This window comes from Pseudoalteromonas sp. US3C1004 (assembly GCF_048401065.1).
Taxonomy (GTDB): Bacteria; Pseudomonadota; Gammaproteobacteria; order Enterobacterales; family Alteromonadaceae; genus Pseudoalteromonas; species Pseudoalteromonas undina.
Window position 1 is genome coordinate 2,371,057 of sequence record NZ_CP183073.1, and the last position, 14,726, is coordinate 2,385,782.

Genomic DNA, 14,726 nt, shown 5'->3' on the forward strand with positions numbered 1-14,726 from the left:
AAACTACCTTTTATTTCGCCAGTGATCTTTTTGTTGCTCTCGCTTATTAAAGGGCATAGCAAAGGGAGCAAACTCTTTCATAACACGTCGATAAACGTCCCGTTTAAACGACACAACCTGTCTAACCGGATACCAATAACTTACCCATCGCCAATCATCAAATTCCGGATGATGGGTTTTCAGTAAGTTAACATCTTCATCTTTACAGCGCAGTTTTAGTAAAAACCATTTTTGTTTTTGCCCAATACACACCGGACTTGAATCTCGGCGGATTAATCGTTTGGGTAATTTATAGCGTAACCAATGTTTTGAGCTTGCAACTATTTCTACATCTTCTGGTCGCAAACCTACTTCTTCGTGTAATTCACGGTACATAGTTTGTTCTGGTGTTTCACCATCATCAACACCACCTTGGGGAAATTGCCAAGAATGTTGACCATAGCGTCTGGCCCAAAACACTTGCCCCTGATTATTGCAAATTACAATTCCGACATTGGCACGAAAACCTTCGGCATCAATCACCTTAGTGCCTCATTTGTAAGTCGATTTTTTATGATTGTTCCACATTAGCTGCAATACGGCAAATACTATTACGTGCAAGCCTCGTTAACACCTTCGCTTAAGGCAAATTAATGGCGAAATCCATTGCATGTGAATAACAAACAACACTGCCATACGTAAATACATAAAAACCACACTGTTTGTGCTGGTTACTCACAGCTTGTGCATAACTTTTGTAAAACACGCTCATTTACCAAACAAATCCACAATACAAGATCAAAAAAGTGATGTTCTCCACAGAATCTGTGGATAAACATGTTTATACATCTGTATTTATCCTTACAACAATTATAGACCTTAATTAAAACTGAACACCAAAAACAAAAAAAACAATGTAGTTCAGTTACTTAGTTAATTTTAGCGTTTTAAAGCAGTGCATAAAATTGCACCAACCACTGCACGTATAAAAATCAACCAACCGCTAAAGATATCCACTATCAAGCTAATTTGCTATCATGGCGTTGGTATTTATTCAACTAAATTAACAGTATGCAACCTTTAAAACCTCATTCAATTAATCAACTAATGCAACGTGTCAATAATATTGCAGGGCTCACACTTGGACAACTAGCACAGCAATACCACTTTAAAACGCCAGATGATTTATTGCGTGAAAAAGGCTGGACAGGTCAACTGATTGAGTATGTATTAGGCGCAACCGCTGGTTCAAAACCGCTCCCCGACTTTGAAGATTTAGGCATAGAGCTTAAAACATTGCCTATTTCATATAAAGGTAAACCGCTAGAAACCACCTTTGTGTCGGTCACCCCGCTAATGAATGTAACTGGCATGACGTGGCACACAAGTAGCGTACGTAAAAAGTTGAATCATGTTTTATGGTTACCTATTTTAAGTGAGCGCGATATCGCTCCTTTTGATAGAACCATAGGCAGTGGCTTTTTGTGGCAACCTTCCCCCGCGCAAGATGCACAATTGCAGCGAGACTGGGAAGAACAAATGGAGCTTATAGCTCTTGGTAGAATTGATGAAATTTCAGGTCATTTAGGGGATGTAATGCAAATACGACCAAAAGCAGCCAATAGCCATATTGTTACCGATGCAATAGGCCCAAACGGACAAATTATAAAAACTCTGCCACGTGGCTTTTACTTAAAAACCAGTTTTACCGGCGAGATTTTAAAGCAGCAATTTCAGTTGTAATTATTTGTTCGATATTAATTTTCACACCAAATAGATTCGCGTAACCAAAAAGGCTTTTCTCGCATCCAAAGCGTACAAATCCACTTTTCACCTAATAAGATTGGTTTACCGCTATGCACTGAATTTTTATCAACCCGATTACCAATCATATTATTAAATTTAATCACTTGCCCCTGCTTCGCTTTAATACTTATATCCCAATCTTTAAAAGTAGTCTCACCACCTTCAAATCGATCATTTAAATTAATGATCCGAGTTCGTTTACGTTGTCCAAAAAAATTAAGCTCTTGCTTAGCATTTTCATTTGAAGGTGTAATAAAATCGTAGTGCCATTTATATTGTTGCCCTTGTGTATAACGATAAATAACCATAGGCTCAGCATATGCTAAGTCAGTATAGTCATCTGAACACATGAGGCGCTGTAATATTGCTATTAGAATATTATCGACTGGTAATTGTGTTATAAGTTGCTCATTGTCTCTGATGCCTGTAACTTTTTGTCTTGTAGAGTTTTCAGCATACACTCCGGCTAAATTTAAATTATTATTAGCAAGTTTTATAACTTCCTGAGCTAACTCATTCGTTAGTTGCGTTTCTATTGTTGCAACGGGTAATGATTGTTCATAGGATTCAATATTCAATGGCATAATTAAGCTAGTCCACAAACCTATTAAATCAGTTTCAACACTCTGCCTTATAGACTTAGGAAGGCCTGATACATATTTTTCAAACTTAATGGTTAATAGCTGATCTGCAGATTTAGTTGGCCAAAATTGAGATAAAACCTGAAGAGCTTCAATTTTATGATGCTTAGCTAAGCATAAAACAATAGCTAATTCCTGTGATGAATTTGAAGATGAAAGCGCATGGCACAACCAATGGCTAACAAACTCAGGATTAGTTAGCGCAAAAGATAGTATTTTCTGCTGTGGAGGAAGCGTGCCATGATATTTGGCATTGATTAGGTGAGTAACATAGTTATTATTTTTCATAATCATTTTATTGTTTTTATAGCAGCGTAAAAATAACAAAAATTTTACAATTAATAAACCTTTGAAGTGTTATATTTTATTCCTTAAAAAAATCCCCGCATAAGCGAGGATTTTTATAATCTTAAATATCAGATTCTGATTAGAGAATTACTGACCTTTAACTTCTTTTAAACCATTGTACGGTGCTTTAGCGCCTAATTGCTCTTCAATACGTAGCAATTGGTTGTACTTAGCAACACGATCTGAACGGCTTAATGAACCCGTTTTAATTTGACCTGCAGCAGTACCTACTGCTAAATCAGCAATAGTTGCATCTTCAGTTTCACCAGAACGGTGAGAAATAACCACTGTAAAACCTGCATCTTTTGCCATTTTGATTGCAGCTAACGTCTCTGTTAATGAACCAATTTGGTTAAATTTAATTAAGATTGAATTGGCAATACCGTTATCAATACCGCGTTTTAAAATCTTAGTATTGGTTACGAATAAATCATCACCCACTAATTGAACTTTATCGCCCATTAGTTTGGTTTGGTGTGCAAAGCCATCCCAATCAGACTCATCTAAACCATCTTCAATTGATACAATTGGGTATTGCTCAGTTAAATCTTTTAAGAAGTGGTTAAACTCTTCAGATGTAAATTGCTTACCTTCACCTTTAAGGTCATAGATATTTGCTTCTTTGTTATAAAACTCAGAGGCCGCACAATCAAGTGCAAGGGTAATATCTTTACCAAGCTCATAACCGGCATTTGCAACAGCCACTTTAATAGCTGCAAGTGCAGCTTCGTTTGATGCAAGGTTTGGTGCAAAACCACCTTCGTCACCTACAGCTGTTGAATGTCCATCTGCTTTAAGTACCTTAGCTAGGCTATGAAATACTTCAGCACCCATACGCAATGCTTCACGGAAGTTAGTAGCACCTACTGGCTGAACCATAAATTCTTGAATATCTACTGAGTTATCAGCGTGCTCACCGCCGTTGATGATGTTCATCATTGGTAGTGGCATAGAGTAAACACCTGGCGTGCCATTTAAGTCAGCAATGTGCTCGTATAGCTCTACTTTTTTAGATTGTGCAGCCGCTTTTGCGTTAGCAAGTGAAACCGCTAAAATAGCATTAGCACCTAGTTTTTCTTTGTTTTCAGTACCATCTAAATCAAGCATTACTTGGTCTACATCACTTTGAGCAAGTGCGTTTTGACCTTTTAGCGCTTCTGCAATTTCATTATTAATGAAGCCAACCGCTTTTAATACGCCTTTACCTAAGTAACGCGCTTTATCACCATCACGTAATTCTAATGCTTCGCGAGTTCCTGTAGATGCACCTGAAGGTGCAGCAGCACGGCCCCATGAACCATCAGCTAAATATACCTCAGCTTCAACAGTTGGGTTACCACGCGAGTCCATAATTTCACGACCGATTACTTTTACGATTTCTGACATCTTGATTCCTCTATATTCCCAAAATGGTGAGTGCGGCTAACCTGAGTTTGGCTAGCCTTAGAAACAAAAAAGGCCGCGCATCATGCACAGCCTTTTTATATTACGAAGACGCTTTTTGATAGGTATGAGCCGCAGCTACAAACCCTTCAAATAGCGGGTGACCATCACGTGGTGTTGAAGTGAATTCCGGGTGGAATTGCGCTGCAATAAACCAAGGATGATCTTTATTCTCAATAATCTCTACTAGTTTTTTATCTTCAGATAAACCTGTAAAGCTTAAACCAGCTTGCTCAAGTTGTGCTACAAAGTTGTTGTTAACTTCATAACGGTGACGATGACGTTCAACAATTTCGTCGCTACCATACACATCATGTACTTTAGAGCCTGGTGTTAAATGACATTTTTGTGCGCCTAAACGCATAGTGCCACCTAAATCAGACTTTTCGTCACGTAATTCAACATTACCTTCGGCATCTAACCACTCAGTGATTAAACCAACCACTGGCGACTCTGAATTTGCGTTAAATTCAGTTGAGTTTGCATCAACTAAACCGGCAACATTTCGTGCGTATTCAATAAGCGCAACCTGCATACCTAAACAAATACCTAAGTAAGGCACTTTGTTTTCACGAGCATATTTTGCCGCTAAAATCTTACCTTCAACACCACGACCACCAAAACCACCTGGCACTAAAATAGCATCTAAGCGAGAAAGAACATCCGTTCCTTTGGTTTCTAAGTCTTGTGAATCAACGTATTGGATATTAATAGTTAAACGATTTTTTAATCCAGCATGTTTTAATGCTTCGTTTACTGATTTGTATGCATCTGGTAATTCAATGTATTTACCTACCATACCAATTGTCACTTCACCCGTTGGGTTAGACTCTTGATACAATACTTGTTCCCACTCAGCTAAATCAGCTTCAGGCGCGTCTAAATGAAAACGACGACATACAAAGTTATCTAACTCTTGCGATTTTAATAACGCAGGGATTTTATAAATACTGTCTACATCAGGCAGTGAAATAACGGCTTTTTCTTCAACGTTTGTGAACAATGCAATTTTTGCACGCTCGTTATTTGGCAGCTTACGGTCTGAGCGACAAATAAGAATATCTGGTTGAATACCTACCGAGCGTAACTCTTTAACTGAATGCTGAGTTGGTTTTGTTTTCACTTCACCTGCAGGGCCTAAAAATGGCACTAAGGTTAAGTGAATGAAAAGTGCGCGTTCACGACCAATTTCTGTGCCCATTTGACGAATTGCTTCGATAAATGGTTGTGATTCAATATCGCCTACCGTACCACCAATTTCAACGATTGCTATATCATGGCCTTCTGCGCCATCATAAACACGTTGCTTAATGTCATTGGTAATATGAGGAATAACCTGAATAGTTGCGCCAAGATATTCACCACGTCTTTCACGACGTAGCACATCTTCATATACACGCCCTTGCGTAAAGTTATTACGGCTGGTCATTTTGGTGCGAATAAAACGTTCGTAGTGACCTAAATCAAGGTCCGTTTCTGCGCCGTCTTCGGTAACGTATACTTCACCGTGTTGAATTGGGCTCATTGTGCCTGGGTCAACGTTGATGTAAGGATCCAGCTTTAGAATGGTAACATCTAAGCCACGGGCTTCTAAAATAGCGGCCAATGATGCTGCTGCAATACCTTTACCCAACGAAGAAACAACTCCGCCAGTAACGAAGATAAATTTTGTACTCATGCGAACCCTAGAATATCAGGAATTAAAAGGAATATAATACCCAAACAAGTGATTTTGGAATATAAACAAGACGGGGCGAAATTGTACCAAAACATAGCTAAGCAATCCAGCTATAAATAGCAAATCTGTGCACAAAAAACAGACATTTTTTATGTCCCTATTTATTTAATTTTTTTATTGCATCCCATGCCGCATCCATTTCCTCTAAAGACGCTGACTCAATACATTTACCCTGGGCAATTAAGTAATTCTGCACCTTTTCAAATCGTGCAGAAAACTTATCGTTGGCACTGCGAAGCAATTGTTCTGGATCACGTTTAACATGGCGCGCTACATTCACGGTAGCAAACAACAAATCACCTAGCTCTTCTGCTGTATGCGCTGAGTACGGGTCATGTTCTAAGGCTTCTTTGACTTCCTCAACTTCCTCACTCACCTTATCTATAGCGCCATGATAAGTGGGCCAGTCAAAGCCTAAAGCGGCTACACGTTGCTGAATTTTTTTGGCTTTTGTTAAGCTAGGTAAACTGTTTGGTATATCTTGCCAAAGTGACGAGCTTTCACCTTTGAGTTTAATAGCACGCTCTTGTGCTTTTATTGCTTGCCATTGTGCGGCTAATTCGGCATCAGTTGTGGGGGTGTCTTGCGATGAAAATACATGTGGATGACGACATACCAGCTTCTCATTTAATTGAGCCACTACATCATTAAAATCAAATAATTGCTGCTCTTGCGCTAGTTGCGCATAAAACACTATTTGAAATAACAGATCACCTAGTTCACCTTTAAGTTCACTTAAATCGTCGCGCTCAATACAATCAGCCACTTCATAGGCTTCTTCAAGAGTGTGAGGTACGATTGACGCAAACGTTTGCTTGAGATCCCAAGGGCATCCGCCCTCAGGGTTTCTCAGTGTTTGCATTATTTCCAGCAGTTGGCTTAAAGCCTCATTGTTAGCCTGATTACTGCCCTCGTTTTGCACTGTGCACCCCTTCGATCTGATGTAGCTTAGACAGTACTTTATTAGTGCCCTGTAAGTCATGCACTTCAATTTGCATCACAAAAATAGCAGTTTGAGTGCTATCAACCGTGTTTACGTTCATATTGAGCACATTAACTTTTTCATTGGCAAGTGCTGAGCTGATGTCACGAATTAGCCCAGAACGATCGCTGGCTTCAATGCGAATAGTTAAGGCATAAGAGCTACTAATATCATCTGACCAACTCACTGAAATAACACGCTCGGGGTGCTTGTTTTTTAAATTACTAAACGAATCACAATCCTCTCGGTGCACCGCAATACCGCGCCCTTGAGTAATATACCCAATAATTTCATCCCCAGGTACTGGGCGACAACAACGAGCAACATGGCTCATTAAACTACCGACCCCATCCACCACAATACCGTTTTTGTCACCAGTCACTTTACTAGGCGATTTGAAACGAATTACCGGCTCATGCTCTGTTCTGTCGGTAATAAAGTTAAGCATTTGGTTAAGACGAATATCGCCTGCGCCAATGGCGACCATTAAGTCATCAAGTTCTCTAAAATTAAAACGCTTTATAGCAGGATCTAAATCTTTATAAGTTAGCTCTAATTTTTGTAATTCGTTATCAAGGATTTCTTTACCCGCACTTAAATTTTTATCGCGGTCGAGCTGTTTAAACCAATGGTGGATTTTGGCTCTAGCGCGAGACGATTTAATATATCCCAGCGACGGGTTTAACCAATCACGGCTTGGGTTTGGCTGCTTTTGGGTTAGTATTTCAACTTGGTCACCAGTGCTTAACTGATGAGTAAATGGCACTATTTTGCCAAATATTTTTGCGCCAATACATCGATGCCCTACATTGGAGTGAATGTAGTAAGCAAAATCAAGAGGCGTTGCCCCCAGTGGTAAGTCAAAAATATCGCCTCGAGGGGTAAACACATACACACGATCTTCAACCACTTGGTTTTTAAGCTCTTGTGCTAAATCGCTGCCATCAACCACTTCTTCTTGCCATTGCAGTAATTTACGCAACCAGCTAATTTTTTGCTCATAGCCTGAACCACGCCCTGGTAATGCGCCTTCTTTGTACATCCAATGCGCGGCGACACCCAGCTCTGCATCTTGATGCATGTCGTGTGTTCGTATTTGAATTTCAACGGTTTTACCCTCAGGACCAAACACAACCGTATGAATAGATTGATAGCCATTTTGTTTTGGGGTCGCAACGTAATCGTCAAACTCTTTATTTAAATGACGCCAATTAGTGTGCACTATACCTAGAGCACCGTAGCAGTCTTGTAATCGTTCAACCACAATTCGCATAGCGCGTATATCAAATAGCTGATCAAACTCGTAGTTCTTTTTCGCCATTTTTTTATAAATGCTGTAGATATGTTTTGGCCTGCCGTACACCTCAGCTTTAATACCCGCTTCATGGAGGCGTTGTTTGACCTGTTCAACCATATCAACCATATACGCTTCACGGGCAAGGCGCTTATCATCGAGCTGCTTGGCAATGTTTTTATAAATATCGGGGTGCAAATAACGAAAAGCTAAATCCTCAAGCTCCCATTTTAATTGACCAATACCAAGACGATTGGCAAGCGGTGCAAATATATCAGCGGTCTCTTTGGCGGCAACTACTCGCTCTTCTTCTGCGGCATCTTTGACATTGCGTAAATGGCAAACCTGTTCGGCTAATTTAATCACCACAGCGCGCACATCTTCCACCATAGCAAGCAGCATCCGGCGAATATTATCAACTTGCACAGTGCCGTTGCCTTGATGAGCTAAGGTACTTATGGTAGCCATTTGTGACACACCTGTAAGCAGCACTGCAACATGATTGCCTAAATGCTCTTCTACCGCATCAATGCTCACTACATCATTTAAATAATAAGGGGTTAAATAGGCTGTGGCTAAAGAGTCAGCATCTAAATTTAACTCAACTAAAATCTCCACCATTTCTATAGCGGTATTTTGTCGTTCGCTGTTATCGCACGTTTGGCAAAGCTGCTGCGCTTTGTTGAGTAAGCTGATTTTTTCTTGAGACAAATCAAGAGATTCTACGCGTGAAAAAAAGTCACCCGCTTTATCATGTTGATGAGATTGACGTGTCGCTACCATAATGCGCTTTACCTCCGTTGAAATAACGCCATAGTTTCGATATGCCCCGTGTGAGGAAACATATTCATTAGCCCTATCTTGTTCAGCTCAAAGCCGGCTTGCGAAATAATAGCGCTGTCACGGGCTAAAGTAACAGGGTCGCAAGAAACGTATAAAATCGCTTTAAACTGCGTTAATGGAAGCTGTTCTAAAACTGCCATCGCACCAGTGCGTGAGGGGTCGAGTACTAAAACATCTAATTCTTTATTAAACCACGGCGCTTTTTTAATGCTCGTGGTTAAATCAAAACAATGAAACTGGGTATTAGTAATAGAGTTAGTGTGCGCATTTTGTGTTGCTAATGCAACCGCCGAAGTTACGCCCTCAATTCCTGTTACTGTTTTAGCTTGTTTCGCTAACACTAAAGAGAAGTTACCAATACCACAAAATAAATCCAGAACATTTTCATCGCCTTGAAGTGCTAACCAGTTTGCAGCTTGGATCAGCATCGCTTGATTTACACTCGCATTAACCTGAATAAAGTTACTGAGCCCAAACTCAAACGTTATATTTAACTGTTCAAGTTTATAAAATGGCATAGCTAAATGTGAATGATCAATAGTATCACTGTCACTTTGCCACACTAACTGCCAATTATGAGCTGCCACACTTTGCTCAACAAACGCCTTATCATGAGGTAAAATCGCTTTGGTATGGCGGATAACAATAAAAGATTGTTCATCAGCGGCACATAATTGTAAATGACTAATACTGTGTAGCGTCTTGTTTTGATTAATGACTTTATCAAATACATTAAATACATCGGCAAATACGTCACTTAATACTGGGCACTGATTAATGCTAACAATGCTTTTAGAGCCACGTGCTCTGTAGCCTACCCGCATTTTTTTTGCAGCCTTGTCGAACATAACAGCTATTCGAGCACTGCGTCGATAATGAGTTGCTTGGCTTTGCAGCGGGGCTTGCCAGTTTAAATCAGTTAATTTTGCAAACTTGGCAAATAATTGATTCACCGCAGCTTGCTTTTCAATTACCTGTTTTGTGGTATCTAAATGCTGTAGCTGGCAACCACCACACTGACTGTAATGTTCACAAATAGGCGCTGTGCGATATTCACTAGCTTTAATTATTTTAAGCGTATCAGCTTGGCTGTAACGTGCTTTATCATCAACCAACTTGGCTTTTACTCGCTCACCAGGTAATGCTCCACTAACAAAACACACTTTATTATTGTACTTAGCAATACCACGGCCATGGTGATCCATTGCTGTAATATCGAGTTCTAGCGATTGCTGTTGTAGTGGTTTTTTCTTTGCTTTAAATATTTGTGCCATGAGGCATTACCTTAAAGGTTGATGAATTACGTCTCTACTTTGAGAATAGCTATGAGTATGTATATACTCACATTTAATAAAAATGATAATAATGCTCAGATTATGACCAAACTAGGCTTGCGCGATTCTGTTTTAACACTCACCCTGATCCCCACAGTGATCATTGGGCTATTACTAGGTGGTTATTTTACAATAAATCGTTACATTGAGCTTGATGAAATTTTATATCAACAAGGCACAACAATTTCTGAGCCTTTAGCGATTGCTCTTGAACAACCTTTACTGGAAAAAAATAAAAAACTACTTAATCGCGTGATTCGTTATACACATAACAAACACTCACCGGCGATTAAATCAATTGCTATTTTTAATGATAACAACCAACTTATTATAACTAGTAACTATCATCGCTCGTTCGATACCTTAATTGAGCAAACACAAATAGACAGTTTTAAAGCCACACATGTTCAGCAAACTGAAGAGTTAGTGACTTTTTTTACCCCTATTATTAATCACACAACACCTAATAGCGATTGGAATACCTCTGAGTTTCAGACCACATTAGGTACCGTAGTGATCCAACTTAATCGCGACAAAGCTGTTATTGGTCAGCAACGCGCATTATTAGTCAGCGGTATTATTATTATTCTTGCCTTAGTATTAGCAGCTATTTTAGCACTAAAACTTAGCCGTATGTTTATGACACCGCTAAATAAGTTAGTACTTGCTACCGACAGGTTGATTGAAGGGAAAAGACAAACAGGGTTAACTGAGCCCATGAATGGTGAGTTTGAACTATTGCGTGAAGGACTCAATACCATATCCCACTCTATGGTGATGCAAAAAGACGAAATGCAAAAAAATATTGATCAAGCAACTAGTGATTACCGCGAAACGCTTGAGCAATACGAAACACAAAATATACAGCTCACTATGGCTAAAAAAGAAGCCCAAGATGCTAACCGCGTTAAGTCTGACTTTTTAGCAAAAATGAGTCATGAACTGCGCACACCACTTAATGGGGTTATTGGCTTTACTCGCCAGCTTTATAAAACACCGCTAAATAAAAACCAAAAAGATTACCTTGATACCATTGAGCTTTCAGCAAACAGCTTACTGACCATTATTAGCGATATATTAGACTTCTCCAAATTAGAAGCGGGTGCTATGGAGCTTGAATCGATTCAATTTCAATTACGCGATAGCGTAAACGAAGTGATGACATTACTGGCACCTAGCGCTCACGACAAACAACTTGAGCTCTCTATTTATATAAACCCTCAGGTGCCCGATCACTTAACCGGCGACCCCACTCGATTTAAACAAGTACTTATTAACCTATTAAGTAACGCTATAAAATTTACTGAAAAAGGCGCCATTAAAGTCGATATTAGCCATCGTTTGTTGGATGAGGAGCGTACTTCCATTTTAGTGTCGGTGGCTGACACCGGGGTGGGTATTCCTGCCGATAAACAAGACGCGTTATTTACCGCCTTTGGCCAAGCCGACTCCAGTATCACCCGTAAATTTGGTGGCACTGGCTTAGGGCTTATTATTACTAAACATATTGTTGAAGCAATGAATGGCCGTATTACCTTAAATTCAGCTCCAGGTAGTGGCACATGCTTTACTTTTAATGGCGTATTTAGATTACCAAATCATGTATTTATCAACGATTTGCCTACCCAGTCATTAATTGGTAAACGTGTTCTTTATCTAGAGCCACATAAGCATACTCATCATGCCGTTGTTTCATTATTACAAGAGTGGAAAATTAGCGTCACTCGATGTCATAGCGAAAGTGAATTTTTAGAGTGTATCGAGAAATCAGAGATTAATTTTGATATATGCCTTATTGGTCACATGGCATCGGTTGACGATATGCAGCGCTTAAAAAGCTATGTAAAAGCGGTTAGAGAATCAACCGATTATTTATATTTAATGCTTAATACTGTATCACACAATATGCGTGAAGCTTTTATAGGCAGCGGTGCAGATGCCTGTTTAAGTAAACCGCTCAACCATCGTAAATTATGTGAGTTATTAGCCGCACCATATCGACTTGATCACCCTGCGCATAACATAGATCAGCATGAACAAACTCTACTGCCATTAAAAGTATTAGTGGTAGATGATAACGACGCTAATTTAAAATTAATATACACCCTACTCAATGAACAGGTGGAATTGATTGATACTGCCCATAATGGTTCACAAGCTTACAGCTTAAGTAAAAGTCATAAATATGATGTGATTTTTATGGATATTCAAATGCCGATAATGGATGGCATTACAGCCTGTAAACTCATTAAAGAGTCATCTTTAAATGAAGATACACCTATTATTGCCGTAACGGCGCATGCACTTAATAGTGAAAAAGAGCAATTATTAAAAGATGGCTTTGAAGGCTATTTAACCAAGCCAATTGACGAAGATATGCTCAATCAAATTATTTGCGATCATAGTCCGCAGTTACCTGTAAGCCGTGATAAGTCAAAAAGCACATTTGAACATAGCACCGCGCCTTTTGATAGCACTCGGCTTGATTGGACGTTGGCACTGCAACGTGCAGGCGGTAAGCCTGAATTAGCCAATGAAATGCTTAACATGTTGTTATTAAGCGTGCCTGAAACCCTAAACTTATTAAATCAAGCAATAGTCAGCAATGATTGCCCTCAAGTACTCAGCGTGATCCATAAGTTTCATGGAGCGTGTTGCTACACCGGCGTACCAAAGCTAAAAACCTTAGCTGAAACGATCGAAACATCACTAAAAAATGAATGCGTACTTGATAATATAGAGCCCGAACTGTTTGAACTTCAAGACGAGCTGGAAAACTTACTTGTTGATGCCAACATTGATAACAACAATAAAAAAGACGAGCTATAGCTCGTCTTGTCTATTGTTATTTATGATTCTAAGCGCGAGCTTCAAGCATTAAGCGTTTCATGTCACGCACTGCTTTATCTAAACCATCAATCGCTGCACGGGCAATAATAGCGTGACCAATATTAAGCTCGTAAATCTCTGGCATCGCTGCAATTGGCTTCACGTTGTGATAATGCAAACCATGGCCGGCATTAACAATTAAGCCAATACTCGCTGCATACTTAACGCCTTGGCGGATGTGTTCAAGCTCTTTCGCGGTGTCTTCATCGTTTGTGGCATCAGCATACGCACCAGTATGAATTTCAACATAAGGCGCACCACAGGCTTTTGCAGCGTCTAACTGCGCTTTATCGGCATCTATAAACAGTGACACTTTAATACCGGCTTGCGTTAAAGTTTTAGTCGCTGCGGCGATTTTATCAATATTACCCGCTACATCTAAGCCGCCTTCGGTAGTAAGCTCTTCACGTTTTTCAGGTACTAAGCAAACATATTCAGGTTTAACCTCAAGTGCAATCGCAATCATTTCATCGGTTACTGCGGTTTCAAGGTTCATACGTGTTTGAATGGTTTTAGCCATCACATACACATCGCGGTCTTGAATGTGTCTGCGGTCTTCGCGTAAATGAATCGTAATGCCATCAGCACCGGCATGCTCTGCAACACTGGCTGCATGGGCTGGATCTGGGTAAGAAGTACCTCGAGCTTGGCGAAGCGTTGCAATATGATCTACATTCACGCCTAGAAGAATATCTTTCATGTTTGTACCTGTGAAATTTGTTTATTGAGAGCTAATAAATAACTCACGACTTTTTAATGGCTTATTGCCCAATAATGGCTTTAATAAATAACGACTTAATTGCTTTGCCATATATAACACATCCGCTTGGCTAAAGTCATGATTTGCTATGGCATTAAGTTGTGAACCGGTAAATCCAGAACGCGTGTCATGTTGCACCGAAAACCCTACTTCTGCAAAATAGCTATACGTTTGTGCCTCGTCAATTGGCTCACCGTCCGCATCAAAACTAAAATCAACACCATATCCTAGTAACTCTAACAATTGAAATTCATAAGAGCGCAGTACCGCTTGCATGTCAGTACCACTATTAAGGTTTTCTAGGTGTGTTTTATAAAGTTGAAAAACTTGATCAATGGGCTCATTAATCGGCACAATGCGATTAGTTAGCTCATTTAAATAAAAGCCACAATAAAGCTTATCACCAGTTAGAAATAATGGGTTGCCGTAGAGCTCAAATTTATTAATATATTTTAAATCGTATTTGCCATTGTAATGGACGAGTAAGGATTGAAATGGTTGCAATTGGGCTTTATGTTTAGTGGCCTGGCGGCCACTAACTCGTGCGAGCATTCTAAGCTGGCCAACGCCTTCTACCAGCATATCTAACATTACTTGCGAGTCACTATAGGGACGTCGATGTAATAAATAGGCTTTGTAAAAGTCGCTGTCCATATTAGGCTATTCGAT

The 14,726-nt window shown here is 39.7% G+C and carries 11 protein-coding genes; 2 read left to right on the forward strand and 9 right to left on the reverse strand.

What is annotated here, in order from left to right:
- Nucleotides 1–3 precede the first annotated feature (3 nt).
- Entirely contained in the window at nt 4–522 is a 519-nt protein-coding gene (gene rppH, locus ACNSN3_RS11110; RefSeq protein WP_008111786.1) for an RNA pyrophosphohydrolase, read from the reverse strand.
- Between the two features lie 528 nt (nt 523–1,050).
- Between rppH and mutH the strand changes: the two genes are divergently transcribed.
- Nucleotides 1,051–1,722 (forward strand): DNA mismatch repair endonuclease MutH, encoded by a 672-nt coding sequence (mutH, locus tag ACNSN3_RS11115; protein ID WP_054201754.1) that lies wholly within the window; start codon nt 1,051–1,053, stop codon nt 1,720–1,722.
- A 14-nt stretch (nt 1,723–1,736) separates the two neighbouring features.
- Here the strand turns inward: mutH and ACNSN3_RS11120 are convergent, their stop codons facing one another.
- The 6 genes from ACNSN3_RS11120 to rlmD all read right to left on the reverse strand — a co-directional run bounded on the left by ACNSN3_RS11120 (nt 1,737) and on the right by rlmD (nt 10,348).
- The gene (locus ACNSN3_RS11120) at nt 1,737–2,714 is read right to left on the reverse strand and encodes a prolyl hydroxylase family protein (protein WP_418607365.1); all 978 of its coding nucleotides are present in this window, start codon (nt 2,712–2,714) and stop codon (nt 1,737–1,739) included.
- A 147-nt stretch (nt 2,715–2,861) separates the two neighbouring features.
- Entirely contained in the window at nt 2,862–4,160 is a 1,299-nt protein-coding gene (gene eno / locus ACNSN3_RS11125; protein ID WP_008111781.1) for a phosphopyruvate hydratase, read from the reverse strand.
- A 100-nt stretch (nt 4,161–4,260) separates the two neighbouring features.
- A complete protein-coding gene (locus ACNSN3_RS11130; protein ID WP_055013224.1) occupies nt 4,261–5,895 on the reverse strand; it encodes a CTP synthase in 1,635 nt (544 codons plus the stop codon).
- A 157-nt stretch (nt 5,896–6,052) separates the two neighbouring features.
- The gene (mazG, locus tag ACNSN3_RS11135; RefSeq protein ID WP_418607367.1) at nt 6,053–6,877 is read right to left on the reverse strand and encodes a nucleoside triphosphate pyrophosphohydrolase; all 825 of its coding nucleotides are present in this window, start codon (nt 6,875–6,877) and stop codon (nt 6,053–6,055) included.
- Nucleotides 6,858–9,014: a GTP diphosphokinase gene (relA, locus tag ACNSN3_RS11140; protein ID WP_010387807.1), complete on the reverse strand. Its 2,157-nt coding sequence runs from the start codon at nt 9,012–9,014 to the stop codon at nt 6,858–6,860. The genes mazG and relA overlap by 20 nt, the downstream gene beginning before the upstream one ends.
- Before the next feature lie 8 nt (nt 9,015–9,022).
- On the reverse strand, nt 9,023–10,348 hold the full coding sequence (rlmD, locus tag ACNSN3_RS11145; protein WP_418607370.1) for a 23S rRNA (uracil(1939)-C(5))-methyltransferase RlmD: 1,326 nt from the start codon (nt 10,346–10,348) through the stop codon (nt 9,023–9,025).
- A 102-nt stretch (nt 10,349–10,450) separates the two neighbouring features.
- Here rlmD and barA point away from each other — a divergent pair, with 102 nt between their 5' ends.
- The gene (gene barA, locus ACNSN3_RS11150) at nt 10,451–13,237 is read left to right on the forward strand and encodes a two-component sensor histidine kinase BarA (RefSeq protein ID WP_171039095.1); all 2,787 of its coding nucleotides are present in this window, start codon (nt 10,451–10,453) and stop codon (nt 13,235–13,237) included.
- Nucleotides 13,238–13,265: 28 nt separating this feature from the next.
- Here barA and pdxJ read toward each other — a convergent pair whose 3' ends face one another.
- Nucleotides 13,266–13,997 (reverse strand): pyridoxine 5'-phosphate synthase, encoded by a 732-nt coding sequence (gene pdxJ / locus ACNSN3_RS11155; protein ID WP_010387803.1) that lies wholly within the window; start codon nt 13,995–13,997, stop codon nt 13,266–13,268.
- A 21-nt stretch (nt 13,998–14,018) separates the two neighbouring features.
- Nucleotides 14,019–14,711: a DNA repair protein RecO gene (recO, locus tag ACNSN3_RS11160; RefSeq protein ID WP_010387802.1), complete on the reverse strand. Its 693-nt coding sequence runs from the start codon at nt 14,709–14,711 to the stop codon at nt 14,019–14,021.
- Nucleotides 14,712–14,726: the final 15 nt, after the last annotated feature.

Excerpts from the sequence above, each read along its gene's own strand:
- relA (WP_010387807.1), bottom strand. The coding sequence starts at position 9,014 with ATGGTAGCGACACGTCAATCTCATCAACATGATAAAGCGGGTGACTTT.
- barA (WP_171039095.1), top strand. The coding sequence starts at position 10,451 with ATGACCAAACTAGGCTTGCGCGATTCTGTTTTAACACTCACCCTGATC.
- ACNSN3_RS11130 (WP_055013224.1), bottom strand. The coding sequence starts at position 5,895 with ATGAGTACAAAATTTATCTTCGTTACTGGCGGAGTTGTTTCTTCGTTG.
- eno (WP_008111781.1), bottom strand. The coding sequence starts at position 4,160 with ATGTCAGAAATCGTAAAAGTAATCGGTCGTGAAATTATGGACTCGCGT.
- mutH (WP_054201754.1), top strand. The coding sequence starts at position 1,051 with ATGCAACCTTTAAAACCTCATTCAATTAATCAACTAATGCAACGTGTC.
- recO (WP_010387802.1), bottom strand. The coding sequence starts at position 14,711 with ATGGACAGCGACTTTTACAAAGCCTATTTATTACATCGACGTCCCTAT.
- ACNSN3_RS11120 (WP_418607365.1), bottom strand. The coding sequence starts at position 2,714 with ATGAAAAATAATAACTATGTTACTCACCTAATCAATGCCAAATATCAT.
- pdxJ (WP_010387803.1), bottom strand. The coding sequence starts at position 13,997 with ATGAAAGATATTCTTCTAGGCGTGAATGTAGATCATATTGCAACGCTT.
- rlmD (WP_418607370.1), bottom strand. The coding sequence starts at position 10,348 with ATGGCACAAATATTTAAAGCAAAGAAAAAACCACTACAACAGCAATCG.